Source organism: Thermomonas carbonis, assembly GCF_014396975.1.
GTDB lineage: Bacteria > Pseudomonadota > Gammaproteobacteria > Xanthomonadales > Xanthomonadaceae > Thermomonas > Thermomonas carbonis.
In genome coordinates, this window is record NZ_CP060719.1 from 2,957,134 (window position 1) to 2,983,535 (window position 26,402).

Genomic DNA, 26,402 nt, shown 5'->3' on the forward strand with positions numbered 1-26,402 from the left:
AATGACGCGGCGGCTTACTCGGCCGCGACGCCTTCGCCTTCGGCCACGGCCTTCATCGACAGGCGGATGCGGCCCTGCTTGTCGACTTCCAGCACCTTGACCTTGACCACGTCGCCTTCCTTCAGCACGTCGCCGACCTTCTCGACGCGGTCGTTGGAGATCTGCGACACGTGCACCAGGCCGTCCTTGCCCGGGGCGATGGTCACGAACGCACCGAAGTCCATCAGCTTGGCGACCTTGCCCTCGTAGATGCGGCCCGGCTCGACGTCGGAGGTGATCTGCTCGATGCGATCCTTGGCGGCCTTGCCTGCGGCGGCATCGACCGAGGCGATCGTGATGGTGCCGTCGTCCTTGATGTCGATCTGCGCGCCGGTTTCCTTGGTGATCGCCTGGATCACCGAGCCGCCCTTGCCGATCACTTCGCGGATCTTGTCGGGGTGGATCTTGATGGTGATCAGGCGCGGCGCGAAGTCGGACAACTCGGCGCGCGGCGCGGTCAGCGCATTGGCCATCTCGCCGAGGATGTGCAGGCGACCGGCCTTGGCCTGGGCCAGCGCGACCTTCATGATTTCCTCGGTGATGCCCTGGATCTTGATGTCCATCTGCAGCGCGGAAATGCCGTTGCTGGTACCCGCGACCTTGAAGTCCATGTCGCCCAGGTGATCCTCGTCGCCGAGGATGTCGGACAGCACGACGAAGTCGTTGCCTTCCTTGACCAGGCCCATCGCGATGCCGGCGACCGGTGCCTTGACCGGCACGCCCGCGTCCATCAGCGCCAGCGAGGAACCGCAGACCGAAGCCATCGAGGACGAACCGTTCGACTCGGTGATCTCGGAGACCACGCGGATGGTGTACGGGAACGCTTCCATGGTCGGCATGACCGCCAGCACGCCGCGCTTGGCGAGGCGGCCGTGGCCGATCTCGCGGCGCTTCGGGCCCATCATGCGGCCGGCTTCGCCTACCGAGTAGGGGGGAAGTTGTAATGGAACAGGAAGTGTTCCTTGTACTCGCCGCCGACGGCATCGATGATCTGGCCGTCGCGCGCGGTACCGAGGGTGACCGCAACGATCGCCTGGGTCTCGCCGCGGGTGAACAGCGAGGAGCCGTGCACGCGCGGCAGGATGCCGACCTTGGAGGCGATCGGGCGGACGGTGTCCAGGGCGCGACCGTCGATGCGGACCTTGGTGGCCAGCACCGCGTCGCGCATGGTCTGGTACTCGAGTTCGCCGAATTCCTTGGACAACTCGGCGGCCTTCCAGCCATTGGCTTCCGACTGCTCGGCCAGCGCGGTCATCACGTCCTTCTTCAGGGCGGAAATGGCGTCCTTGCGCTCCAGCTTGTCGCGCACCGCAAAAGCCTGGGTGAGGCGATCGCCGATGGCAGCCTTCAGCGCGTCGACCAGACCCGCGCTTGCGGCAGGCGCGGCCCAGGTCCACTTCGGCTTGCTGGCCTCGGCGACCAGCGCGTTGATGGTGTCGATCGCCACCTGCATCTGCTGGTGGCCGAACACGACCGCACCGAGCATCACCTCTTCCGACAGCTCGGCGGCTTCGGATTCGACCATCAGCACCGCGTCCTTGGTACCGGCGACGACCAGCTCGAGCTTCGATTCCTTGAGTGCGCTGACGCTGGGGTTGAGCAGGTACTGGCCGTCCTTGTAGCCGACCTTGGCGGCGCCGATCGGGCCATCGAACGGGGCGCCGGTCAAGGCGACCGCCGCCGAGCAGCCGATCAGGGCGAGCACGTCGCCGTCGACTTCCGGGTTCAGCGACATCACGGTCGCAATCACCTGCACTTCATTGCGGAAACCATCCGGAAACAGCGGGCGGATCGGGCGATCGATCAGGCGGCTGGTCAGCGTTTCCTTCTCGGTGGCGCGACCTTCGCGCTTGAAGAAGCCGCCCGGGATGCGGCCACCGGCGTAGAACTTCTCCTGGTAATCCACGGTCAGCGGGAAGAAGTCCTGCCCTTCGCGCTGGGTCTTGGCCGCCACCGCGGTGCACAACACGACGGTGCCGTCGCACGAGACCATCACGGCACCGCCGGCCTGGCGGGCGATCTCGCCGGTTTCGAGGGTGACGGTCTGGTTGCCGTACTGGAAGGACTTGCTGATCTTCGCCACGAGGGAATCCTTGAATGTCTTGGGTCGTCGACGCCGCGGAGCCCCGCTCCGTGCGCTGCATCGCGGGGCGATGCGGGAATGCGGCATGGCCGCGATGGAATGTGTCCGGTACCGCAAAAACGAAACCGCGGCGCATTTCTGCGCCGCGGCGGGGTATTCGATCAGCGACGCAGGCCGAGCTTTCCGATCAGCGCCTTGTACCGCTCGCCATCCTTGCGGTGCAGGTAATCGAGCAGGCTGCGGCGGCGGTTGACCATCATCAGCAGGCCACGACGGCTGTGGTGATCCTGCTTGTGGGTCTTGAAATGGTTGGTCAGGTGTTCGATGCGGGCGGTCAGCAGGGCGACCTGCACTTCGGGGGAGCCGGTGTCGTTGTCGCCGCGCTTGTGTTCGGTGATGACTTTCTGGGAATCGATGGACATGCTTGCCTCGTCGTCGCGTGGCCGGCAGGAACGGGGGTCCGGTAAGGACGCCGCACTGCACGGCTCGCCGTGGATGGAATCGTGAATGGTGGGTTGGAACGTGAAACCGCTCCGGGGAGCAGCGGGATTATAGCCCGCATGGAGCGGGACGGGCAACGCGCGGCGGAGCGCCTCACCCAGTCGCGGCGGCGGCGGGCTTGCCGGTGGCCGCCGCCCAGCGGAACAGGCGCGTCGGCCGCAGACCGCCCTCGCCGTCGACCTCGCCCAAGCCCAGACCACGGCCGTGTTCGTCGAGTATCACGACCTGTCCGGTCGGCCGGTACGGCCCGCGCAGGCCCTGGCCAAGGCCGAGCCGCTGCGCCTGGACCTCATTGACCCGCACGGAAGGCCACGAGGTCATCCCGGCCTCGACCGGCAACAGGCAGGCCTCCAGCACGCGCTCGCCGGCCTGTTCGCGCAGGTCTTCAAGTGCCGGCAGCGTCCACATCCGCGGTTCGCGGAACGGATCCACCCACAGCCGGCGCAATTCGGCCACATGCCCGCCGCAGCCCAGCAATTCGCCGAGGTCGCGCACCAGGCTACGTACGTAGGTACCGGAGCCGCATTCGATGTGCAGGCGCAGCGTCGGCGATGCCCCGTTCTCGAGCTGGCCGTCGAGCAGATCGGCCGCATTCAGCAGGTCGAAGGCGTGGACCTCGATGTCGCGTTCGTCGATCTCGATCGATTCGCCACGCCGGGCCTTGGCATACAGCGGTTCGCCGCCGCGCTTCAGCGCCGAATAGATCGGCGGGCGCTGGCGGATGCGTCCGGTCAGCTGCCGGAGCGCGGCATCGATCTGGTCGATGGACAGCGCCGGCACCGGGCGCTCGCGCAGCGGCTGGCCCTCGGCGTCGTCGGTGTCGGTGGTGATGCCGAGGCGGGCCACGGTCTCGTAGGCCTTGCGCGCACCCAGCAGGCCGCCGGCGATCTTGGTGGCCTCGCCGAAGCAGACCGGCAGCAGGCCGGTCGCCAGCGGATCCAGGCTGCCGGTGTGGCCGCCCTTTTCGGCGCGGAACAGGTGACGCACGCGCTGCAAGGCCTGGTTGGACGACAGGCCCTGCGGCTTGTCGAGCAGCAGGATGCCATCCAGCCCGCGGAAGACCGTGCGCGGGCGGCGCGGCGGCGCCGGGTCAGCCGGCGTCGTCACTGGCGCGGACGTCGCGCAGCAGGGTGTCGATGCGCTCGCCGCGATCCACCGATTCGTCGTAGTGGAAATGCAGTTCCGGCACGTGGCGCAGCTTCATCGCGCGCGCCAGCTGGTAGCGGATTTCCGGTGCCAGTTGCTTCAGCGCCTTGAGCGTCTCTTCGGCCTTGTCGGCCAGCAGCACGGTGACGAAGACCTTGGCATGCGCCATGTCGCGGGTGACCTCGACGTCGGAGACGCTGGTCGAGCACAGGCCATGCTCGCGCACGGCCGCATGCACCAAAGTACCCAGTTCCCGGCGCAATTGCGCCGAGACCCGGTCGGTGCGGTGGAATGATTTCTGCGCCATGGCGGTTGCGGGCACGCCTTACAGCGTGCGCTGCACCTCGATGCGCTCGAAGCATTCGATCTGGTCGCCCGGCTTGACGTCGTTGTACGCCTTCACGCCGATGCCGCACTCGGTGTTGACGCGGACTTCGTCCACGTTCTCCTTGAAGCGGCGCAGCGATTCGAGCTCGCCTTCGAACACCACGACGCTGTCGCGCAGGACGCGGATCGGCTTGCTGCGCTTGACCACGCCCTCGACCACCATGCAACCGGCGACCGCACCGAACTTGGAGCTGCGGAACACGTCGCGGACCTGGGCGATGCCGATGATCTCTTCGCGGATTTCCTTGCCCAGCACGTTCGACGCGACCTGCTTCACCTGGTCGATGACGTCGTAGATGATCGAGAAGTAGCGCAGGTCGACGCCATTGCCTTCGATGACGCGACGTGCGGAGGCGTCGGCGCGGACATTGAAGCCGATCACGGTCGCCTTGGAGGTGGCCGCCAACTGGGCGTCGGACTCGGTGATGCCGCCCACGCCGGAGCCGATCACGTTGATCCGGATCTGCTCGTTGGACAGGCCGGTCAAGGCCTCGCGCAGGGCCTGCATCGAGCCATGCACGTCGGCCTTGACCACCAGGTTGAGGGTCTGCTGGGTCGCGCCCTCGCCCATCTGCGCCATGATGTCTTCCATGCGGTTGCCCGCGGCGGCGACCAGTCGCGTTTCGCGGCGCTTGACGTCGCGCTGCTGGGCGACGTCCTTGGCCAGGCGCTCGTCGGCCACGACCACGAAGTCGTCACCCGATTCCGGCACGCCGGAGAGACCGAGCACCTGCACCGGGATCGACGGGCCGGCCTGCGCCACCTGCGAACCGGTTTCGTCGAACAGGGCGCGCACGCGACCGTACTGGATGCCGCACACCAGGTAATCGCCCTTCGACAACGTGCCCTGCTGCACCAGCACCGTGGCCACCGGGCCGCGGCCCTTGTCCAGCGCGGATTCGATGACGACGCCACTGGCGCGCCCCTCGAAGACCGCCTTGAGGTCGAGCACTTCGGCCTGCAGCGAAATCGCGTCGAGCAGGTCGTCCACGCCCAGGCCGGTCTTCGCCGACAGCTCCACCATCTGAGTGTCGCCGCCGAACTCTTCCGCCACCACGTCGTGCGCCAGCAGGTCGTTCTTGACCCGTGACGGATCCGCATCGGACTTGTCGATCTTGTTGATCGCGATGATCAGCGGCACCTTGGCCGCCTTGGCGTGCTTGATCGCCTCGATCGTCTGCGGCATCACGCCATCATCGGCGGCAACCACCAGGATCACGATGTCGGTCAGCTTCGCGCCACGCTGGCGCATCTGGGTGAACGCGGCGTGGCCCGGCGTGTCGAGGAAGCTGATCGTGCCCTTCGGCGTCTGCACGTGGTACGCGCCGATGTGCTGGGTGATGCCGCCGGCTTCGCCGGACGCGACCTTGGTGGTGCGGATGTAATCCAGCAGCGAGGTCTTGCCGTGGTCGACGTGACCCATGATGGTGACCACCGGCGGGCGCTGGGTCTGGTCGCCCTGCACCGCCTCGACATGCGCCAGCAGTTCGCTCTCGGCATCGCCGGCGTCGGCGTGCACGGCCTTGTGGCCGAGTTCCTCGGTGACCAGCACCGCGGTGTCGTGGTCGATGGTCTGGGTGATGGTGGCCATCACGCCCATCTTGAACAACTGCTTGACCACGTCGCCGCCCTTCAGCGCCAGCTTCTGGGCAAGGTCGGAGACGGTGATCGCATCGCCGATCGCGATCTCGCGGACCATCGGGGCGACCGGCTTCTGGAACCCGGTGCCGGTGCGCGACTGGTCCAGCGAACGCTGGCGCTGCTTCGGTTTGCCGCGATTGTTGGCGCTGCTGCTGCGGCGCGCACGGTCGGAAGCCGACAGGTGCAACTGGCCGGCGAAACGCGCGGTGTTGTCGTCGTCCTCGACGCCCGCGACCATCGCGTGCGAGCCGCGATGCGCGGTCTTGCCCTTGTTGGCGGCGGTCTTGTCGTCCGCGCGCGCGGGCGCAGGCTTGGGACTGCCGTGGTGGCCAGGCTTGGGCTTGCCGGCGTCGTCCTGCACCGCCGCTTCGGCGGCGGCCAGGCGCGCACGCTCGGCGGCAGCATCGGCGACACGCTTGGTCTCGGCGAGTTCTTCCGCGCGTTGGCGATCCTTCGCGGCAAGCGCGATTTGCTCGGCCTCGTTGCGCTGGCGGGACTCCGCCAGCTTGCGATGGATCTCGGCCATCTCGGCATCGGGATCGCCCGCTGCGCCCGGTTTGTTGAGGGTCACTTTCTTGCGCACGACCACGTCGATCGTGCTCGGGCCGCGGCCGGACTTGGCGTTGCCGCCAACGGTGATTTCCTGCTTGCGGCTGCGATTGAGCACGATCTTGCCGGGCGCGACGACTTCCTCGGCAGCGCTTTCGGACTTGCCGTGCGAGCGCTTGAGGAAGCCCAGCAATTTGACTTTCTCGATGCTGGTCACGACCTGGTCGGGACCGCTGAAGCTCATGCCGGCCTCGGCCAGCTGCTCCAGCAGTTTCTCGACCGGCGTGTTCACCAGTTCGGCCAGCTTGCGAATAGTGGTTTGCTGCGACATTCGGATTCCGGTGTCTTTGGCCGCAACGGATGCGGCCGGGATATCAATGGAGAATCAGGCGATTGTAGGACGGGCCCAAGCCCGCCAGCCAATCAAGCGTGGCAGGCCCAGGCCTCCCCTGCGGTGCTCATTCGAACCAGTGCTTGCGCGCTTCCATGATGAGTGCCGCGGCGCGTTCGGCATCCATGCCTTCCACATCCTCGATTTCGTCGGTGGCGGCTTCGGCCAGGTCTTCACGGGTACGGATGCCGCGCTCGGCCAACGCGTAAGCGGTGGACTCGTCCATGCCTTCGAGCGACAGCAGGTCCTCGGCCGGCTGGTGTTCCTCCAGGCCCTCCTCGACCGCCAATGCGTCGTTGAGCAACGCATCGCGGGCACGCGAGCGCAGTTCCTCGACGATGTCCTCGTCGAAGCCCTCGACCGCCAGCAGTTCGCCGACCGGCACGTAGGCAATTTCCTCGACGGAGTTGAAGCCCTCGGCGACCAGGATGCCGGCGATCTCTTCGTCGACTTCCATCTTGTCCATGAACAGCTGGCGCGACGTGGCCTGCTCGGCCTCCGACTTCGCCTGCACCTGATCGGCGGTCATCACATTGAGCTGCCAGCCGGTCAGGCGGCTGGCGAGGCGCACGTTCTGGCCGCCACGGCCGATCGCCTGCGCCAGCTTGTCCTCGGCGACCGCGAGGTCCATCGAGTGCTTGTCCTCGTCGACGATGATCGACTGCACTTCGGCCGGTGCCATCGCGTTGATGACGAATTGCGCGGCGTTGTCGCTCCACAGGATGATGTCGACGCGCTCGCCGTTGAGCTCGTTGGTCACCGCCTGCACGCGCGAACCGCGCATGCCGATGCAGGCGCCGATCGGATCGGTGCGGTTGTCGTGCGCCAGCACCGCGATCTTGGCGCGGTCGCCCGGATCGCGCGCGCAGGCCATGATCGAGACCAGGCCCTGGCCGACTTCCGGCACTTCCAGCTTGAACAGTTCCATCATGAATTCCGGCGCGGCGCGGCTGATGAACAGCTGCGGGCCACGCGGCTCCGAACGCACGTCGAACAGGTAGCCACGCACGCGGTCGCCAGTGCGCAGCACGTCACGCGGGATGCCCTTGTCCTTGGCGATGATCGCCTCGGCGTTGCCGCCCAGGTCGACGTAGATATTGCCGCGCTCGACGCGCTTGACCACACCGGTCACCAGCTCGCCCACGCGATCCTTCCACGCATCCACGACCTGCGCGCGCTCGGCCTCGCGGACACGCTGCACGATCACCTGCTTGGCGGCCTGCGCGGCGATGCGGCCGAAGTCCGGGTTCTCGATCTGTTCCTCGATGTAGTCGCCAACCTCGGCGTCATCGCTCTCGTCGACCGCATCCATCAGGCGCACCTGGCGATCCGGCGATTCCATCACCACGTCATCGGCCACCACCTCCCAACGACGGAAGGTCTCGTAGCTGCCATCCTTCGAATCGATGGCCACGCGCACCAGCACGTCCTGCTCGGCGTAGCGCTTCTTCGCCGCCGTGGCCAGCGCGGCTTCGATCGCCTCCAGGATCACCGACTCGGGCACGCCCTTCTCGGCAGCCACCGCATCGACGACAAGCAACAATTCCTTGCTCATTTACGCTTACTCCGCATCGGACGGCTTGCGCGCCGCCCTGCTGTTGATGGTTGTTTCGCTGGTTGGTGTCTTCGCCGCGGACTTCTTGCCCGCGGGCTTCTTCTTTTGCTTGCCCGGCCGCGCATCGCGCCCGGATTCATCCACGGCCGGCGCCATGCCCAGCGCGATCCAGTCGGGCATCAACCGGGCCTTGTCGATATTGGCCGCATCGACGACGAACTCGCCGGCGTCCAGCGCGAACACCACGGTCGAACCCTCGACCCGCGCGATCTTTCCCTGCAACCGGCGGCGCCCTTCCTGCGGCAACTTCAGCACGACCTTCGCGCTCTCGCCGACGACGCGCGCGAATTGCGCGGCACCGAAGATCGGGCGGTCGATGCCGGGCGAGGACACTTCCAGCGTGTAGTTACCGCTGATCGGATCGGCAACATCCAGCTGCGCCGAGACTTCGCGGCTCACCGCCTCGCAATCCTCAATGCCCACGTGGCGCGAGTCGTCGCCGGCGGGCATGTCGATGTACAGGCGCACGACCGAACCACCCGCCGCGGGCAGGTATTCGATGCCGAGCAACTGCAGCCCCAGGGATTCCACAGTGGGCGAAAGCAGCGCGGCGATTTCGTCAGCCTTGTCGGTCACGTCGCATCCAATCGAATTGCGGGAACAGCGATTCCGGAAAAAACAGAATCCCGGAAACGAGAAAGGGCCCGATGGGCCCTTTTCCGATGACGCTGGATTGCGAAACCCGGGAACAACGGATTTCGCGGCCCTAGCCCGGCAACAATCCCGTGGAAGCGATCGCTGCTTGAACTTGGTAGCGGGGGCAGGATTTGAACCTGCGACCTTCGGGTTATGAGCCCGACGAGCTGCCAGACTGCTCCACCCCGCAGCAGAAGCGGAATTATCGCGATGCGCGCGGGATATTGCAAGCCCGTATCGCGTTTTATTGCCGAGTTGCGGTCAGGCGAAGGCCTGCTGGCACCACGACATGATCGGGCTCCAGAACAATCCGAACGCAAGCAGCGCAAGCGCGTTGACGCCGAACACCACGCGCAACGTGCGATCGGCGCGCGGTACCACCGGCTCGCCGACGGGTTCGTCGAAATACATCGCCTTGATCACGCGCAGGTAATAGAACGCGCCGATCACCGCGCAGACGATGCCGACGATGGCAAGCCACAACATGCCGCCTTCCATCGCAGCGCGCAGCACCACCAGCTTCGACCAGAAGCCGAGGAACGGCGGCACGCCGGCGAGCGACGCCATCACGCAAAGCACCAGGCCTGCGGTCCACGGATCGCGCGCGTTCAAGCCCTTGAAATCCTCGATGCGATCGGCCTCGAAACCGCGCCGCGAGAGCAGGATGATCGCGCCGAAGGCCGCGGTCGCCATGATCGAATAGCTGAGCGCATAGAACATCGCCGCCGCATAGCCGGTCGCGCCGCCACCCGCCAGGCCCATGAGCAGGAAGCCCACGTGCGAGACGGTCGAATACGCCAGCATTCGCTTGAGGTTGGCCTGCGCCAGCGCGAACAGGTTGCCGACCACCAGCGACAACGCCGCCAGCATCGCCAGCAACGGACGCCAGTCTTCGGCGAGCGGACCCATGCCCACTTCCAGCAAGCGCATCGCCATCGCGAACGCCGCCAGCTTCGGTGCGGAACCGATGAACAAGGTAATCGGGGTCGGCGCGCCCTCATAGACGTCCGGCACCCACATGTGGAACGGCGCGGCGCCGAACTTGAAGGCGATGCCGGCGAGCATGAACGCCATGCCAGTGAGCAGCAGGGTCTTCTGCTCGGTGACGACCGCATTCGCGGCGATGGTCGCCAGGTCGATGCTGCCGCTGGCGCCGTACACCAGCGACATGCCGTACAGCAGCATCCCGGAGGCCAGCGCGCCCAGCACGAAATACTTCATCGCCGCCTCGGAGCCCGCTGGACTGTCGCGGTCGATCGCCACCAGCGCGTACGAACACAGCGCCAGCAATTCCAGACCCAGATAGACCATCACCAGGCTGCCGGCGGAGATCAGCAGCATCATGCCTGTCACCGCGAACAGCACCAGCACCGGGATCTCGCCCTTGTACAGACCGCGCTCGCGCAGGAACGGCCAGCCGTACAGCAGCGCGATGGCGGAGACCACGCAGGTGCCGATCTTCAGCACGTCGGCCATGTTGTCGCGGATGAACATCCCGCCCAGCACAGTGCCCTGCCCGCCGGTACCAGCGACCAGCAACGCCGCGACCAGCACCAGGCTGGCGACCGCCAGCAGGTGGGTGATCACGCGCTGCCTTTCGTTGAGGAACAGGTCGAGCATCAGCAGCGCGAATGCGGCGCCGACCAGCACGAGCTCCGGAATCAGCGGCAGTAATTCGGTGGCGGCCGGCGTGGCGAGGGTGGCTTGCATCGTCATCATCGCCTCTTCAAAGCTTGGTGGCGGCGAGCTGCGCCGCCAGTTGCGCGATGGAAGGCTCCATCAGATCGATCAGGGGCTTGGGCCACACGCCCAGAACCAGCACGCCGGCGGCGAACACGCCAAGCACCAGCCATTCACGCGCATTGATGTCCTCGAGTTCGGCCACGTGGGCATTGCCGATGTCGCCCCAGATCACCCGCTTGGTCAGCCACAGCGTGTAACCGGCACCAATGATGAGGGTCGCCGCCGCAGCGAAGCCGATCAGCGGGCTGTGCTGGAACGCGGCCAGGATGACCATGAATTCGCCGACGAAACCGCTGGTGCCCGGCAGGCCCGAGTTGGCCATCGCGAACAGCACCCAGAACATCGCGAACCAAGGCATCACGTTGGCCACGCCGCCGTAGTCGCGGATCATGCGGCTGTGCATGCGGTCGTACAGCACGCCGACGCAGGAGAACATCGCGCCGGACACGAAACCGTGGCTGATCATCTGCACCATCGCGCCCTGCAGGCCCAGCCGCGCTGCGTCGACGCCGCCGGGATTGCCGTCGCGGACCAATGCAAACGCGATGAAGGTGCCCAGGGTCACGAAGCCCATGTGCGAGACCGACGAATACGCGATCAGCTTCTTCATGTCCTCCTGCACCAGCGCGACCAGGCCGACGTAGACCACCGCGACGAGCGACAGCGCGATCACCAGCCAGGCGAATTCATGGCCGGCATCGGGGACGATCGGCAACACGAAGCGCAGGAAGCCGTAGCCGCCGATCTTCAGCATGATCGCGGCCAGGATCACCGAACCACCGGTCGGTGCCTCGACGTGCGCGTCCGGCAACCAGGTGTGCACCGGGAACATCGGCACCTTGACCGCGAACGCGACGAGGAAGGCGAAGAACAGCCAGGTCTGTTCGCCGATGGTCAGGGGCAGTGCGGCCATGTCGGCCAGCTGCCAGCTGCCACCCTTGAGGTACAGGTAGACCAGCCCGACCAGCATGAACACCGAGCCGAGGAAGGTGTACAGGAAGAATTTCACCGAGGCATACACGCGGCGCGGTCCGCCCCACACGCCGATGATGATGAACATCGGGATCAGCATGCCTTCGAAGAACACGTAGAACAGGATCGCGTCGAGCGCGCTGAACACGCCGATCATCAGGCCTTCGAGGATCATGAAGGCCGCGTAGTACTGGCTCACGCGCTTGTCGATCGAGCCCCACGCACCGATCAGCACCAGCACGGTCGTCAGCGTGGTCAGCCCGATCAGCGCCAGCGAGATGCCATCGGCACCCAGGTGGTACTCGATGTCGTAGGCCGGCAGCCACGCCAGCCGCTCGACGTACTGCATCGCCGGGCTGGCCAGGTCGAAGCCCATGAACAACGGGATGCTGCACAGGAAGGTGGCGACCGCGAAGCCGAGCGCGATCCAGCGGGCCGCCCCGGGCGGGCGTTGCCCGCAAGCAGGGTGCACACGCCGCCCAGGATGGGCAGCCAGATCAGGATGCTGAGGAGAGGCCAGTGGGTCACGCGCAGGGTTCCATCGAGTCGTTCATCCGGCTCATTGCCAGTAGTGGTTGGCCAGCGCCAGCAGCGCGACCAGGCCCAGGATCATGGCGAAGGCGTAGTGGTACAGGTAGCCCGACTGCAGTTTGCGAACCAGGCCTGCGGTCAGACCGACCAGGTTGGCGCTGCCGTTGACCGCGAGGCCATCGACCACCTTGCCGTCGAACAGGCGCGAGAGCTTGCCCAGCTTCACGCCGCCGCCGGCAAAGCCACCAATCCACAGGTCGTCCATGAAGTACTTGCGGTCCAGTACCCGGATCGGCCACGCCAGCGTGCGGGTGATGCCCGCGCGCCATTCCGGCTTGACCATGTACAGCAGGGTCGCCAGCAGGAAGCCCATCAGCGCCAGGTAGAACGCCGGTGCCTGGAAGCCGTGCAGCGCGAAAGCGACCGGGCCGTGCCAGACCTGTGCCCCCACGGCAGCGATCACGTCGCGTTCCTTCAGCAGGTCGATCGCGCCGAGGAAGAACGGCAGCTGTTTCTCGTGGCCCATCATGTCGGTGCCGAACAGCATCGGACCCACGGTGAGGAAACCGATCGCGATCGACGGGATCGCCAGCAATATCAGCGGCAAGGTCACCACCCACGGCGACTCGTGAGGCTCGTGCGCGCCATGGCCATGCCCGTGGTGGTCGTGCGCGTCGGCGTGGTGATCATCGTGCGCATGCGCGTCGTGTCCGTGTGCATCGCGGAAGCGCTCTTGGCCGAAGAACGTCAGGTACAGCAGGCGGAAACTGTAGAAGCTGGTCACGAACGCACCCAGCAGCACCGCGAAATTGGCGTACTGCGCGATCAGGCTGCCCGAATGCTCGCCGGCATGGTGGGCGACGGCCTCGATGATGGTGTCCTTCGAATAGAAGCCGCTGAAGAACGGCGTGCCGACCAGCGCCAGCGTGCCGACCCACATGGTGAGGTGGGTGATCGGCATGTACTTGCGCAGGCCGCCCATCTTGCGCATGTCCTGCTCGTGGTGCATGCCGATGATCACGCTGCCGGCACCGAGGAAGAGCAGCGCCTTGAAGAAGGCGTGGGTCATCAGGTGGAACACCGCCGCGGAGTACGCGGACACGCCCAGCGCCACGGTCATGTAGCCGAGCTGCGACAGCGTCGAATACGCGACCACGCGCTTGATGTCGTTCTGGACCATGCCGATCAGGCCGGTCCAGAACGCCGTCGTGGCACCGATGACCAGGATGAAGTTGAGCGCCGTCGTCGACATCTCGAACAGCGGCGACATGCGCGCCACCATGAAGATGCCGGCGGTGACCATCGTTGCCGCATGGATCAACGCCGAGATCGGGGTCGGGCCTTCCATCGAGTCCGGCAGCCAGACATGCAACGGCACCTGCGCGGACTTGCCCATCGCGCCGATGAACAGGCAGATGCAGACCACGGTCGGCACCGACCATTCCTGGCCTGGCAACACGGTGATGGTGAGGTCGCGCATCACGCCGGCATTGGCGAAGGCGGTGGCGTAGTCGAGCGTGCCGATCCAGAACAACACGCCGGCGATGCCGAGCAGGAAACCGAAGTCGCCGACGCGGTTGACCAGGAACGCCTTGAGGTTGGCGAAGATCGCCGTGGGCTTCTTGAACCAGAAACCGATCAGCAGGTACGACACCAGGCCCACCGCTTCCCAGCCGAAGAACAGCTGCAGGAAGTTGTTGCTCATCACCAGCATCAGCATGCTGAAGGTGAACAGCGAAATGTAGCTGAAGAAGCGATGGTAGCCGTCGTCCTCGGCCATGTAGCCGATGGTGTAGATGTGCACCAGCAGCGACACGAAGGTGACCACCACCATCATCATCGCGGTCAGCTTGTCGACCATGAAGCCGACGTGCGCCGAGTAATTGCCGACCTGGAACCAGGTGTAGAGGTTCTCGTTGAACGGCACCGCGCCCTGCAGCAATTGCCACAGCACATGCGCGGACAGCACGCAGCTCGCGGCCACGCCGAGGATGGTCACGCTGTGCGACGCCGTCCGGCCGATCTTCCTGCCGAACAGGCCGGCGACAATGCTGCCCAGCAAGGGCAGCAGCACGATCAGGATGAGCTGGGTCTTGGAGATGAGGATTTCCGGGGACATCGGGTCAGCCCTTCAGCGAATCGATGTCCGCCACGTCGATGGTGCGACGGTTGCGGAACAGGGTGACCAGGATGGCCAGGCCGATGGCGGCTTCAGCCGCGGCCACGGTCAGGATGAAGAACACGAAGACTTGACCGGCGGGGTCGCCCAGCGAACGCGAGAACCCCACGAAGTTGATGTTCACCGAGAGCAGCAGCAACTCCAGCGACATCAGCAACATGATCACGTTCTTCCGGTTGAGGAAGATGCCGGCCACGCTGATGCAGAACAGCACCGCGCCCAGCGTGAGGAAGTGGCCCAGGGTCAGCGCGGCAAAGACGTTGCTCATGGCGCGCCCTCCCCTTCGCTGGATGCCGGCGGCAACGGACGCGTCGCCTGCATCTTGACCATGCGCACGCGATCGGCAGCCTTGACCCGCGACTGCGCCGCCGGGTCCTGGTGCTTGGTGCCGCCACGCCGCCGCAGAGTCAGGGTCACCGCGGCCACCACCGCCACGGTCAGGATCACCGCGGCGACCTCGAACGGCAGCATGAAATCGGTGAACAGGGACCTCGCCAGCCAGGTGGTGTTCGGCACATCGGCACCGGTCGCGGCGTTGTCGGCAAACGGCACCGCCGCCGCGGCACGCACGCCGATCAGCGACAGCATCTGCACCAGCATCACAACCGCCACCACCATCCCAACCGGGAGATATTTGACGTAACCCTCGCGCAACGGGGTGAGGTCGATGTCGAGCATCATCACCACGAACAGGAACAGCACCATCACTGCGCCGACATAGACCAGCACCAGCGCGATGCCGAGGAACTCGGCGCCGCCGACGATCCAGGTGCAGGCCACCGAGAAGAAGGTCAGCACCAGCCACAACGCGGCATGCACCGGGTTGCGCGAGGTGATCGTCGCCAGCGCCGCGATCGCCGCGGTCGCGGCGAAGGCGAGGAAGGCCAGGGTCGTGAAATCGAAAGTCATGCGTTTCTCAACCTCAGCGGAACGGCGCGTCGGCGGCGCGTCGCTCGGCGATCTCCGCCTCCAGGCGGTCGCCGATGGCCAGCAACTGCGGCTTGGTCAGGATGTTCTGGCCGCGCTTGTCGAAGTGGTATTCGTGCACGTGGGTCTCGACGATCGAGTCCACCGGGCAGGATTCCTCGCAGAACCCGCAGTAGATGCACTTGAACAGGTCGATGTCGTAGCGCGTGGTGCGGCGGGTGCCGTCGGCGCGCTGTTCCGAATCGATGGTGATCGCAAGCGCCGGGCACACCGCCTCGCACAGCTTGCAGGCGATGCAGCGTTCCTCGCCGTTCGCGTAGCGACGCAGCGCATGCACGCCGCGGAAGCGCGGCGACTGCGGGGTCTTCTCCATCGGGTACATCAGCGTGTACTTCGGCTTGAACAGGTACTTCAGGGTCAGCCACAGGCCACCCAGCAGTTCCAGCAGGAGCAGGCTCTTGAAATAGGAAACGATCTTGGACATGGCTTACTGCCCCGCCTGCAGAATGCCGAAGAACACCAGCAACGCGGTCACGAAAATCCAGACGATGGTGATCGGGATGAACACCTTCCAACCCAGACGCATGATCTGGTCGTAGCGGTAGCGCGGGAACGAGGCACGGAACCAGATGAAGCAGCTGGCGAAGAAGAACACCTTGGCCAGCAACCACCACCAGCCATCACCAAGCACGGTCGAAAGCACCGGCACGTCGGGGATGAACGCAGGCGGGATCGGCGACAGCCAACCGCCGACGAAGAAGGTCGCGGTCAGGAAGCTGACCAGAATCATGTTGGCGTATTCGGCAAGGAAGAACAGCGCGAACTGGGAACCGGAGTACTCGACCATGTGGCCGGCGACGATTTCCGATTCGCCTTCGACCACGTCGAACGGGGCGCGGTTGGTCTCGGCCACGCCGGAGATGAAATACACCACGAACAGCGGCAGCAACGGCCACATGAACCATTCGGTGAAGCCGCCGTTGCCGCCCTGCGCATTGACGATGTCGCTCAGGTTGAGGCTGCCGGCGGCGATCAGCACACCGACCAGGGCGAAGCCCATCGCGATCTCGTAGCTGACCACCTGTGCCGCACCACGCATCGCGCCGAGGAATGCGTACTTGGAGTTGGACGCCCAGCCCGCCAGGATCACGCCGTACACGCCCATCGAGGTCATCGCCAGCAGGTACAGCAGGCCCGCGTTGGCATTCGACAGCACCACCTGCGCGTCGAACGGCACGACTGCCCAGGCAGCGAATGCCGGCACCAGCGCGATCAGCGGGGCGAGCCGGAACAGGAACGGATGCGCCACCGACGGCTGCAGCACTTCCTTGAACAGCAGCTTGAACACGTCGGCGAACGCTTGCAGCACGCCCCAGCCGACATACATCGGCCCGTGGCGCACATGCATCCAGCCGATCAGCTTGCGCTCCCAGACCACGTAGAAGGCCACCGAGACGATCACCGGAACGGCGATGGCCAGGATCTTCAACACGATCCAGACCAACATGCCGATGGTGCCCAGCGACAGCAGGAAATCGCGGGCGGGTTCGACCGCGTGGGTCATCAGCGGATTCATCGAAGCCATCTTGAGCGAGGCAATCGCGTTCATGCGCGCACGACCTCCACCTTGGCCGACGCCGCAAGCGGTGCAGTCGCGCCATGGCCGGTTTCGATCCACGCACAACCCGGGGCGACGCGATCATCGATCACGACCTGCAAGGTTGCGGTACCGGTAGCGGTCGACAGCTTCGCCATCGCCTCGTCGGCGAGGCCGGCAGTGGCGGCATCGGCCGGATTGAGCAGCACGCGCGGGCCGGCATTGAGAGGATGCGCCTGCAATGCCTGGGCACGGCGAGTCACCGCATCGACGCGGTAGATCGCCTGCGAAGCCGCAACCTCAAGACCATTCCCAGCGAGCGGGGGCGCACTGCCCTTCGCCACCTGCACCGGCTTCGGCGCGATGGACGCACGCAAGCCGGCAAGATCGGTAAAGCCGAAACCGTCGAGCTTCAATTCGTCGGCCAACGCACGCAGCACGCGCCAGCCGGCATGGGCCTGGCCCGGCAGCTTGCCGGCAGCCAAGGCGGTCTGCGCCACGCCGTCGAGATTGGTCAAGGTCGCATCGACTTCCGCCAGCGCACCGATCGGCAGGATCACGTCGGCGACTTGGCGGGTGGACTGGCAGGCGAACTGGCTGAACGCCACGACCTGCGCGCCGCCCAGCGCCTTCAACGCGGTCAGCTGGTCGGCGAAATCCAGACCCGGTTCGATGCCGTAGATCAGATAACCGGCGCGCGCATCGCGCAACATCGCCTGCGCATCGCGCGAAGCCGGCAACACACCGTACTGGCTCAGGCCCAACGCATTCGCGCCTTGCGGAATGCGGCAGAGCTTCGCGCGCTTCGCGGCAGCGAAATCGGCCGCGGCCTTGCGGATCGCGGCCGCATGCACGCTGTTCTCGGCGACCCCTCCGACGATCACCGCGATGGTCGCGGCATCGCCCAGGTCGATCGTGCCGATGACATCGGCCAGTTGCGATGGCGCCACGATCTGCTTCGATGCCACGCCGAACGCCACATCGAAATCGACCGGATTGACCATATGCACCTTGGTGCCGCCCTTGACGGCCTTGCGCAGGCGCTGGTGCAGCAGCGGGACTTCATGGCGCAGGTTGGAGCCAACGATGACGATGGCATCGGCCTGCTCGAGTTCTGCGGCCGGCATCGCGAACGCTTCCGCAATCGCGCCATCCGACAGGTCGCACTGGCCGATGCGGTGGTCGAGGTTGCCGGTGCCCAGTGCCTCGGCCAGGCGGGCAAGCAACGCGCCCTCCTCGTTCGAGGTCGACGGATGCACCAGGATGCCGAGGTCGTCGGCGGCGTTGTCGCGCAGGATCTGCGAGGCCTTCGCCAGCGCTTCGTCCCACGAGGCTTCGCGGAAATTTTCACCGTCGCGGATGAGCGGAACCGTCGCGCGGTCGGCCGCGTACAGGCCTTCGTGCGCGTAACGGTCGCGGTCCGACAGCCAGCACTCGTTCACCGCTTCGTTGTCGCGCGGCACGCTGCGCAGGATCTCGCCGCGGCGCACGTGGTGGAACAGGTTGCTGCCCAGCGCGTCGTGGTAACCCAGCGACGGCTTGGCGGTCAGTTCCCACGGGCGCGCCTTGAAGCGGAACACCTTGTTGGTCAGCGCGCCGACCGGGCACACATCGATCACGTTGCCGGACAGCTCGGTGGTCAGCGGCTTGCCGTCGTAGGTGCCGATCTGCAGGTTCTCGCCGCGCTGCATGCCGCCCAGTTCGTAGGTGCCGGCGATGTCCGCGGTGAAGCGCACGCAGCGCGTGCACTGGATGCAGCGGGTCATCTCGGTGGCGACCAGCGGGCCCATGTCCTCGTCGGCGACCACGCGCTTGCGCTCGACGAAGCGGCTGACCGACCGGCCGTAGCCCAGCGACAGGTCCTGCAACTCGCACTCGCCGCCCTGGTCGCAGATCGGGCAATCCAGCGGATGGTTGATCAGCAGGAATTCCATCACGTTGCGCTGGGCCTTCAGCGCTTTTTCATTGCGGGTGAAGACCTTCAAGCCGTCCATCACCGGGGTGGCGCAGGCCGGCGACGGCTTCGGCGCGGAACGCCCACCGACTTCGGTATCGACCAGGCACATGCGGCAATTGGCGGCGATCGGCAGCTTCTCGTGGTAGCAGAAGCGCGGGATCGGGATGCCGGCCTTGTCGGCGGCATGGATGATCATCGAGCCCTTGGGCGCGGCGAGCTCGACGCCGTCGATGATCACGGTGACGTGGTCGGGCGGCAGGTTCGGGTTGACCGGTTGCGCGCTCATGCGGCGGCCTCCACCGGCTTCACCAACTTCCCGGCGCGCTCGTCGTCGACGTAGAAGCGCTGGTTGAGGATGGCGTATTCGAATTCGTGCCAGTAGTGACGCAGGAAGCCCTGCACCGGCCAGGCAGCGGCTTCGCCGAAGGCGCAGATGGTGTGGCCTTCGATCTGGCCGGCGGCCGCGCGCAGCATCTGCAGGTCGTCCAAGGTGGCCTGGAAATTGCAGATGCGGTCGAGCATGCGATGCATCCAGCCGGTGCCTTCGCGGCAGGGCGTGCACTGGCCGCAGCTTTCCTTCCAGTAGAAGCGCGAGATGCGCCGGCAGGCACGCACCATGCAGGTGGTGTCGTCCATCACCACGACCGCGCCCGAGCCCAGGCCGGAGCCGGCCTTCTGGATCGCGTCGTAGTCCATGGTCAGGCCCATCATCACCTCACCCGGCAGCACCGGCATCGAGGAACCACCCGGGATCACGCCCTTGAGCGTGCGGCCTTCGCGCATGCCGCCGCACAGGGCCAGCAGGTCGGCGAAGCTGGTGCCGAGGCGGACTTCATGGTTGCCCGGGTTGGCCACGTGGCCTGACACCGAAAAGATCTTGCAGCCGCCATTGTTCGGTTTGCCCAAGCCCATGAACCATTCCGCGCCATTGCGGATGATCGCCGGCACCGAGGCATAGGTCTCGGTGTTGTTGATCGTGGTCGGCTTGCCGTACAGGCCGAAGTTGGCCGGGAACGGCGGCTTGTAGCGCGGCTGGCCCTTCTTGCCTTCCAGCGACTCCATCAAGGCGGTTTCTTCGCCACAGATGTACGCGCCGGCGCCGAGCGCGTTGTACATGTCGATGTCGATGCCGGAGCCGAGGATGTCCTTGCCCAGCCAACCGTTCGCGTAGGCCTCGCGGGTGGCTTCTTCCAGGTGCTCGAACGGTTCGTGGTGGAACTCGCCGCGCAGGTAGTTATACGCGGCAGTGGAACCGGTGGCATAGCAGGCGATCGCCATGCCCTCGATCACCGAATGCGGGTTGTAGCGCAGGATGTCGCGATCCTTGGCGGTACCCGGCTCGGATTCGTCCGAGTTGCACAGGATGTATTTCTGCCCCGGGCCCTTGGGCATGAAGCTCCACTTCAGGCCGGTCGGGAAACCGGCGCCGCCACGGCCACGCAGGCCGGAGGCCTTGACCATCTCGATCACGTCGGCCGGCGGGATCTTCTCTTCCAGGATCCGGCGCAGCGCCGCGTAGCCGCCGGTCTTCAGGTAGTTCTCGTACGACCACGGCTTGTCGAAGTGCAGCGTCGTGTAGACGGCCTGGTGGGCCTGCGGCGCCGGGCCGACCGGCCCGTAGCCTTCCGAGACATGCCTGTTCAAATCCTGACTGTGACCGCCCATTACTTCAGTCCGTCCAGCAGCTCGTCGACCTTCGCGGCGTCGAGCTTCTCGTGGTAGTGCCCGTTGATCACGACGACCGGCGCGCCACAGCACGCGGCCACGCATTCCTCTTCGCGCTTCAGATAGACGCGGCCGTCCGCGGTGGATCCGCCCAACTTGCAGCCCAGCTTCTTCTCGGCATGCGCGACCAGGTCTTCCGCGCCGTTCAACCAGCAACTGATGTTGGTGCAGAAGGCCACGTTGTTGCGGCCGACCGGCTCGGTCTCGAACATCGAGTAGAAGGTCGCGACCTCGTAAGCCCAGACCGGCGGCAAGTCGAGGTACTTGGCCACGGCAGCGATCAACTCATCGCTCAGCCATCCACCATTCTGTTCCTGCGCCGCGAACAGGCCCTGTAGCACCGCCGACCGCTTGCGGTCGGCCGGAAACTTGGTCAACCAATGTTCGATATGCGCACGCGTCGCATCCGACAGCACCACCATCGGATCCACGTTGCGGCAGGCCTCGAAATTGCCCGTCGCCTTCATCGGTCGATCTCCCCGAACACCACGTCGTAGGTGCCGATCATGGCGACGACGTCGGCCAGCATGTGGCCCTTCACGATTTCGTCCATCGAGGACAGGTGGGCGAAGCCCGGCGCACGCAGGTGCACGCGGAACGGCTTGTTGGCGCCGTCGCTGACCAGGTAGCAGCCGAATTCGCCCTTCGGCGCTTCCACCGCGGCGTAGGTCTCACCGGCCGGCACGCAATAGCCTTCCGAGAACAGCTTGAAGTGGTGGATCAGCGCTTCCATGTCGTCCTTCATCGCTTCACGCGACGGCGGCGACACCTTGTAGTTGTCCAGCATCACCGGACCCGGGTTGGCCTTCAGCCACTTCACGCACTGGGCGATGATCTTGGTGGACTCGCGCATTTCGGCGATGCGCACCAGGTAGCGGTCGTAGCAGTCGCCATTGACGCCCACCGGAATGTCGAAATCGACTTCCGCATACTTGGCGTACGGCTGCTTCTTGCGCAGGTCCCAGGCCACGCCGGAACCGCGGATCATCGGCCCGGTCATGCCCCAGGCCATCGCCGTTTCCGGGCTGATCACGCCGATGCCGACCGTGCGCTGCTTCCAGATGCGGTTGTCGGTGAGGAGGGTTTCGTATTCGTCGATGCGCGACGGGAAGTCCTGGCAGAAGTGCTCCAGGTAATCCAGCAGCGAGCCTTCGCGCCACTCGTTGAAGCGCTTGAGCTTCGCGCCCTTGCGCCACGGCGATTCCTTGTACTTCGGCATCCGGTCAGGCAGGTCGCGGTAGACGCCGCCCGGACGGTAATAGGCCGCGTGCATGCGCGCGCCGCTGACTGCCTCGTAGCAGTCCATCAGCTCTTCGCGCTCGCGGAAGGCGTACAGGAACACAGCCATCGCACCGAGGTCGAGTGCGTTCGAGCCCGCCCACATCAGGTGATTCAGGATGCGGGTGATCTCGTCGAACATCGTGCGGATCCACTGCGCGCGTTCCGGCGCTTCGATCCCCATCAAGGTCTCGATGGCGCGAACGTAGGCGTGCTCGTTGCACATCATCGACACGTAATCCAGGCGATCCATGTAACCGATCGACTGGTTGAACGGCTTGGATTCGGCCAGCTTCTCGGTGCCACGGTGCAGCAGGCCGATATGCGGATCGGCGCGGCGCACGATTTCGCCGTCCATCTCCAGGATCAGGCGCAGCACGCCGTGTGCGGCCGGATGCTGGGGGCCGAAGTTGAACGTGTAATTCCTGATTTCCTGCTGTGCTTCCGCCGAATTGCTGGCGAACACGTTGCTGCTCGGGACGGCGCTCATCAACGCGCCTCCCGCTGCAGGATCTTGCCGCCACGCTCGCCCTCGGCGGTGGCGAAGCGGGCGTCGTCGCGAATCACTCGCGGCACGCCGACGCGCGGCTCGACCGAGGTCACAGGCGCATAGACCACGCGCTGCTTCTCGGCGTCGTAGTGCACCTCGACATTGCCGATCAGCGGGAAGTCCTTGCGGAACGGATGGCCGACGAAACCGTAGTCGGTGAGGATGCGGCGCAAATCAGGATGGCCATCGAAGATGATCCCGAACATGTCGAACGCCTCGCGTTCGAACCAGTTCACGCCCGGCCAGATGCCGACCAGCGATGGCACCACCGGCAAGGAATTGTCGGCAGCGAAGCAGCGCACGCGCACGCGGATGTTGTTGCGCACCGACACCAGGTGCAGGACCGCGGCATAGCGCTTGCCGTCCAGCGCATCGATCGCGATGGCCTGCGGATCGGCGACCTGGTGGCTCGGTTGCTCGGTCCACTTGAAGCGGCCCGGGCCCTGCCCTTCGACACCGCGGCTGAAGCCCTGGGCGGACACCCCGTCGGTGTCCCACTCGTCGTCGCCGTAGCTGAGGTAATCGATGCCGCAGAGGTCGATGAAGGTGTCGAAACCGAACTCGTCACGCAACGAGGTGCAGGCAGCCAGCCATTCGTCGACGGCGACCTCGAGCGTGACTTCGCCGCGCGGCAGGGCGATCTGCACGGCGGCGGCACCGAAACGTGCCGCCAACTCGGTGGCAAACGTGGCGCTCATGCCACCACGCCCTTCTGCAGGGTGGCGTGGCCGGCTTCATTGCCCTCGCCACCCGGCGCGAACGGGTTCTGCGCGCTGCGGCGGATCTTCTTCTGCAATTGCAGGATGCCGTAGACCAGCGCTTCGGCGGTCGGCGGACAACCCGGCACATAGACATCGACCGGGACGATGCGATCACAGCCGCGCACCACGGAATAGGAGTAGTGGTAATAGCCGCCGCCATTGGCGCAACTACCCATCGAGATCACCCACTTGGGGTCGGGCATCTGGTCGTAGACCTTGCGCAAGGCAGGGGCCATCTTGTTGCACAGGGTGCCGGCCACGATCATCACGTCGGACTGGCGCGGCGACGGGCGGAACACCACGCCGAAGCGATCCAGGTCCAGGCGCGCCGCGCCGGCATGCATCATCTCCACCGCGCAACAGGCCAGGCCGAAGGTCATCGGCCACATCGAGCCGGTGCGCGCCCAGTTCCACAGCGCGTCCATGCTGGTGGTGACGAACCCGTTCTGCAGCAGCGGGTTGTCGCCTTCGGGGCGCAGGATGTCGTCCAGCCGCCCTTCGGGCAGCGGATTGCTGGCGGCTTCCAGGACTTTCTGGACGATGTTGCTCATTCCCACTCCAGCGCGCCGCGCTTCCAGACGTAGATGAAGCCGAGGAACAGCATGCCCACGAACAGACCCATTGTGACCATGCCGCGCACACCGAGCTCCTGGAAGACCAGGGTCCACGGCACGATGAAGATGATTTCCAGGTCGAAGACGATGAACTGGATGGCGATCAGGTAATACCGGATGTCGAACGGCATGCGCGCGTTCTCGAACGCACTGAACCCGCACTCGTACGGGTCGAGCTTGTCGGCACTCGGACTCTTCGGACCCAGCACGTTGCCGACCACGATCAGGACGATGCCGATGCCGGTGGCGACGATCAGGAACAGCAGGGTGGGCAGGTATTCGGCCAGCACGCGTGCCTCGATTGTTCTTCTTGGGGGGCTAGCCGGCACGAAGGCCGCTCGCTATATCCGCATTATTGTAGCCGCGCAGGCTCCGCGGCGGCCAGACCCGGATGCATCACCCGGGTAAATCGTGGCCAGCGTCGCGGCTCAGCCACCTTCGAGCGCTTCCCAGCGCAGGTAGGCGGCATCGAGTTCGGCCTGCGCAGCCGCCATCGCGATGTTGTCCGCGGTGACCATGGCGGCATCACGCTGGTAGTAACCGGCTTCGGTCATGCGCTTGGCCATCCCCGCAAGTTGCGTTTCGAGGGTCTCGATGCGCAGCGGCAACTGCTCCAGCTCCTTGAGTTCCTTGAAGCTGCGCTTGGCTTTCGGCTGTGAAGACGCCGCTGGCGCAGCGGCAAAGCCGGCACCCGCCGGTGTGGGCCTGGCCTGTGCAAGCACCTGGCGCTCCGCCGATGCCGCCGCCTGCCGCAACCAATCGCTGTAACCACCGACGAACTCGCCGATCCGGCCATCGCCTTCCATCACGATCGTCGAGGTCACCACGTTGTCGAGGAAATCGCGGTCGTGGCTGACCAGCAGCAGGGTGCCGGGATAGTCGCCCAGCAGTTCTTCCAGCAACTCCAGGGTTTCGACATCGAGGTCGTTGGTCGGTTCGTCCATCACCAGCAGGTTGGACGGCTGCGCGAACAGCCGCGCCAGCAACAGGCGGTTGCGTTCGCCGCCGGACAGGCGGGTGATCGGCGCGCGGGCGCGTTCGGGGGTGAACAGGAAGTCCTGCAGGTAGCCGATGATGTGCTTCTGCTTGCCGCCGACTTCCACGAACTCGCGCCCCTCGGCGACATTTTCGATGGCGTTCCAGTCCTCGCGCAGGGTGGCGCGGTACTGGTCGAAATAGGCGATCTGCAACTGGGTGCCAGTGCGGATCTCACCGGCCTGTGGCTGCAAATCACCCAGCAGCAACTTCAGCAAGGTGGTCTTGCCGCTGCCGTTGGGGCCGACCAGGCCGATGCGGTCGCCGCGCATGATGACGGTGCTGAAATCGCGCACCAGCACGTTGCTGCCGTGCGCGAAATCGACGGACTTGGCCTCGATCACCTTCTTGCCGGATTCGCCCGCCTGCGCGGTCGCCATCTTCACATTGCCGGTCTGCGCACGCCGTTCCGCGCGGTCCTCGCGCATTGCCTTCAGGCGGCGAACGCGGCCTTCATCGCGGGTGCGGCGGGCCTTGATGCCCTGGCGGATCCACACTTCTTCCTGCGCCAGCAGCTTGTCGAAGCGGGCATTTTCCTGGGCTTCGGCGTTGAGCCGTTCTTCCTTGCGACGCTGGTAGTTGTCCCAGTCCCCGGGCCAACTGGTGACCTGGCCACGGTCGATCTCGACGATGCGGGTCGCCAGCGCGCGCAGGAAGCGACGGTCATGGGTGACGAAGACCAATGCCCCGCTCCACTGCTTGAGGAAGCCCTCCAGCCAGTTGATCGCGGTGATGTCGAGGTGGTTGGTGGGCTCGTCCAGCAGCAGCAGGTCGGGTTGCGAGACCAGCGCGCGCGCCAGCAACACCCGCCGCTTCATCCCGCCCGAGAGCGCGGCGAAATCGGCATCGCCATCCAGCCCGAGCCGCTCCAGCGTCTCGATGACCCGCTGGTCCAGCGACCAGCCGTTGGCGGCCTCGATCTTCGCCTGCACCTCGGCCAGTGCGTCCATGTCGATGTGCTCGGCATGGATCAGGTGGTGGTAGTGCGCCAGCTGGGCACCGACATCGCCCAACCCGGCGGCGACCACGTCGAACACACTGCCAGCCGCGTCCAGCGGGACTTCCTGCTCCAGCCGGGCGATGCGGCGGCCACCCTCGACGCGTACCTCCCCGTCATCCGGCTTGATTTCGCCGGCCAGCAGCTTCATCAGGGTCGACTTGCCGGCACCGTTGCGGCCAATCAGGGCGATACGCTCGCCCGCTTCGATGGTGAGGTCGACGTGTTCCAGCAACAAGGGGCCGCCGACGCTGTAGTCGAGGCCCTGCAAAGTGATCAAAGGCATCCGCGCATTGTACGTGCCGGCGTCATCGCAAACCCGCGTGCATGATCGTTCCCGTGCGCACGCGGTCGCGGTAGGCTTGCGCCCAGCACCACCCACCCACTCGACCGGAGATCGCCATGAGCAAGGGCATGGACCAGAAGAAAAGCGAAAAGAAGAAGCCGGAAAAGAACCTGAAGGAAAAGCGCGCGGCGAAGAAGGAAAAGAAGGGCAAGTAAGCCCTTGTCGCCCGGTTAAGGCTGCCAGGCCGCACCCGGGATTCACG

20 protein-coding genes, 1 tRNA gene and 2 pseudogenes are annotated in these 26,402 nt (G+C 65.6%); all 23 read right to left on the bottom strand.

Translation table 11 applies throughout. The features are described 5' to 3' along the window. Positions 1-14 precede the first annotated feature (14 nt). The 23 genes and pseudogenes from pnp to H9L16_RS13850 all read right to left on the bottom strand — a co-directional run bounded on the left by pnp (position 15) and on the right by H9L16_RS13850 (position 26,140). Positions 15-2,122: pseudogene (gene pnp, locus H9L16_RS13740) on the bottom strand (polyribonucleotide nucleotidyltransferase). Positions 2,123-2,283: 161 nt separating this feature from the next. Then, positions 2,284-2,544 (bottom strand): 30S ribosomal protein S15, encoded by a 261-nt coding sequence (rpsO, locus tag H9L16_RS13745; RefSeq protein ID WP_187552220.1) that lies wholly within the window; start codon positions 2,542-2,544, stop codon positions 2,284-2,286. Between the two features lie 172 nt (positions 2,545-2,716). Continuing rightward, entirely contained in the window at positions 2,717-3,730 is a 1,014-nt protein-coding gene (gene truB, locus H9L16_RS13750; RefSeq protein ID WP_187552221.1) for a tRNA pseudouridine(55) synthase TruB, read from the bottom strand. After that, positions 3,714-4,076 carry a 30S ribosome-binding factor RbfA gene (gene rbfA, locus H9L16_RS13755; RefSeq protein ID WP_187552222.1) on the bottom strand — a complete coding sequence of 121 codons (363 nt, stop codon included), beginning with the start codon at positions 4,074-4,076 and terminating at the stop codon, positions 3,714-3,716. The genes truB and rbfA overlap by 17 nt, the downstream gene beginning before the upstream one ends. Before the next feature lie 18 nt (positions 4,077-4,094). Next, complete coding sequence (gene infB / locus H9L16_RS13760) at positions 4,095-6,677, bottom strand: translation initiation factor IF-2 (protein WP_187552223.1); 2,583 nt, start codon at positions 6,675-6,677, stop codon at positions 4,095-4,097. Positions 6,678-6,804: 127 nt separating this feature from the next. Next, entirely contained in the window at positions 6,805-8,292 is a 1,488-nt protein-coding gene (nusA, locus tag H9L16_RS13765) for a transcription termination factor NusA (RefSeq protein WP_187552224.1), read from the bottom strand. A gap of 6 nt (positions 8,293-8,298) precedes the next feature. Further along, positions 8,299-8,928, bottom strand: coding sequence for a ribosome maturation factor RimP (locus tag H9L16_RS13770; protein ID WP_187552225.1), 630 nt, complete (start codon positions 8,926-8,928; stop codon positions 8,299-8,301). 173 nt (positions 8,929-9,101) lie between these two features. Then, positions 9,102-9,178 (bottom strand) — tRNA-Met (locus H9L16_RS13775). Positions 9,179-9,249: 71 nt separating this feature from the next. Beyond that, positions 9,250-10,704, bottom strand: a complete 1,455-nt coding sequence (nuoN, locus tag H9L16_RS13780) for an NADH-quinone oxidoreductase subunit NuoN (RefSeq protein ID WP_425507204.1) — start codon at positions 10,702-10,704, stop codon at positions 9,250-9,252. 10 nt (positions 10,705-10,714) lie between these two features. Beyond that, positions 10,715-12,231: pseudogene (locus H9L16_RS13785) on the bottom strand (NADH-quinone oxidoreductase subunit M). Positions 12,232-12,262: 31 nt separating this feature from the next. Continuing rightward, entirely contained in the window at positions 12,263-14,353 is a 2,091-nt protein-coding gene (gene nuoL, locus H9L16_RS13790; RefSeq protein ID WP_187552227.1) for an NADH-quinone oxidoreductase subunit L, read from the bottom strand. Between the two features lie 4 nt (positions 14,354-14,357). Continuing rightward, complete coding sequence (gene nuoK, locus H9L16_RS13795; RefSeq protein ID WP_187552228.1) at positions 14,358-14,681, bottom strand: NADH-quinone oxidoreductase subunit NuoK; 324 nt, start codon at positions 14,679-14,681, stop codon at positions 14,358-14,360. After that, positions 14,678-15,322: an NADH-quinone oxidoreductase subunit J gene (locus H9L16_RS13800; RefSeq protein ID WP_187552229.1), complete on the bottom strand. Its 645-nt coding sequence runs from the start codon at positions 15,320-15,322 to the stop codon at positions 14,678-14,680. Before H9L16_RS13800 ends, nuoK begins: the two co-directional genes overlap by 4 nt. A gap of 13 nt (positions 15,323-15,335) precedes the next feature. After that, the gene (gene nuoI, locus H9L16_RS13805) at positions 15,336-15,824 is read right to left on the bottom strand and encodes an NADH-quinone oxidoreductase subunit NuoI (protein ID WP_187552230.1); all 489 of its coding nucleotides are present in this window, start codon (positions 15,822-15,824) and stop codon (positions 15,336-15,338) included. A 3-nt stretch (positions 15,825-15,827) separates the two neighbouring features. After that, on the bottom strand, positions 15,828-16,916 hold the full coding sequence (gene nuoH / locus H9L16_RS13810) for an NADH-quinone oxidoreductase subunit NuoH (RefSeq protein WP_187554203.1): 1,089 nt from the start codon (positions 16,914-16,916) through the stop codon (positions 15,828-15,830). A 29-nt stretch (positions 16,917-16,945) separates the two neighbouring features. Continuing rightward, positions 16,946-19,180, bottom strand: a complete 2,235-nt coding sequence (nuoG, locus tag H9L16_RS13815; RefSeq protein WP_187552231.1) for an NADH-quinone oxidoreductase subunit NuoG — start codon at positions 19,178-19,180, stop codon at positions 16,946-16,948. Further along, a complete protein-coding gene (nuoF, locus tag H9L16_RS13820) occupies positions 19,177-20,538 on the bottom strand; it encodes an NADH-quinone oxidoreductase subunit NuoF (RefSeq protein WP_229796466.1) in 1,362 nt (453 codons plus the stop codon). Before nuoF ends, nuoG begins: the two co-directional genes overlap by 4 nt. A 20-nt stretch (positions 20,539-20,558) precedes the next feature. Then, a complete protein-coding gene (gene nuoE / locus H9L16_RS13825) occupies positions 20,559-21,086 on the bottom strand; it encodes an NADH-quinone oxidoreductase subunit NuoE (protein ID WP_187552233.1) in 528 nt (175 codons plus the stop codon). Continuing rightward, positions 21,083-22,387 (bottom strand): NADH-quinone oxidoreductase subunit D, encoded by a 1,305-nt coding sequence (locus H9L16_RS13830; protein ID WP_187552234.1) that lies wholly within the window; start codon positions 22,385-22,387, stop codon positions 21,083-21,085. Before H9L16_RS13830 ends, nuoE begins: the two co-directional genes overlap by 4 nt. Next, the gene (locus H9L16_RS13835) at positions 22,387-23,145 is read right to left on the bottom strand and encodes an NADH-quinone oxidoreductase subunit C (protein WP_187552235.1); all 759 of its coding nucleotides are present in this window, start codon (positions 23,143-23,145) and stop codon (positions 22,387-22,389) included. Before H9L16_RS13835 ends, H9L16_RS13830 begins: the two co-directional genes overlap by 1 nt. Next, positions 23,142-23,759, bottom strand: coding sequence for a NuoB/complex I 20 kDa subunit family protein (locus tag H9L16_RS13840; RefSeq protein ID WP_229796467.1), 618 nt, complete (start codon positions 23,757-23,759; stop codon positions 23,142-23,144). Before H9L16_RS13840 ends, H9L16_RS13835 begins: the two co-directional genes overlap by 4 nt. Further along, the gene (locus H9L16_RS13845; RefSeq protein ID WP_187552236.1) at positions 23,756-24,112 is read right to left on the bottom strand and encodes an NADH-quinone oxidoreductase subunit A; all 357 of its coding nucleotides are present in this window, start codon (positions 24,110-24,112) and stop codon (positions 23,756-23,758) included. The genes H9L16_RS13840 and H9L16_RS13845 overlap by 4 nt, the downstream gene beginning before the upstream one ends. A 138-nt stretch (positions 24,113-24,250) precedes the next feature. Continuing rightward, a complete protein-coding gene (locus tag H9L16_RS13850; protein ID WP_187552237.1) occupies positions 24,251-26,140 on the bottom strand; it encodes an ATP-binding cassette domain-containing protein in 1,890 nt (629 codons plus the stop codon). Positions 26,141-26,402: the final 262 nt, after the last annotated feature.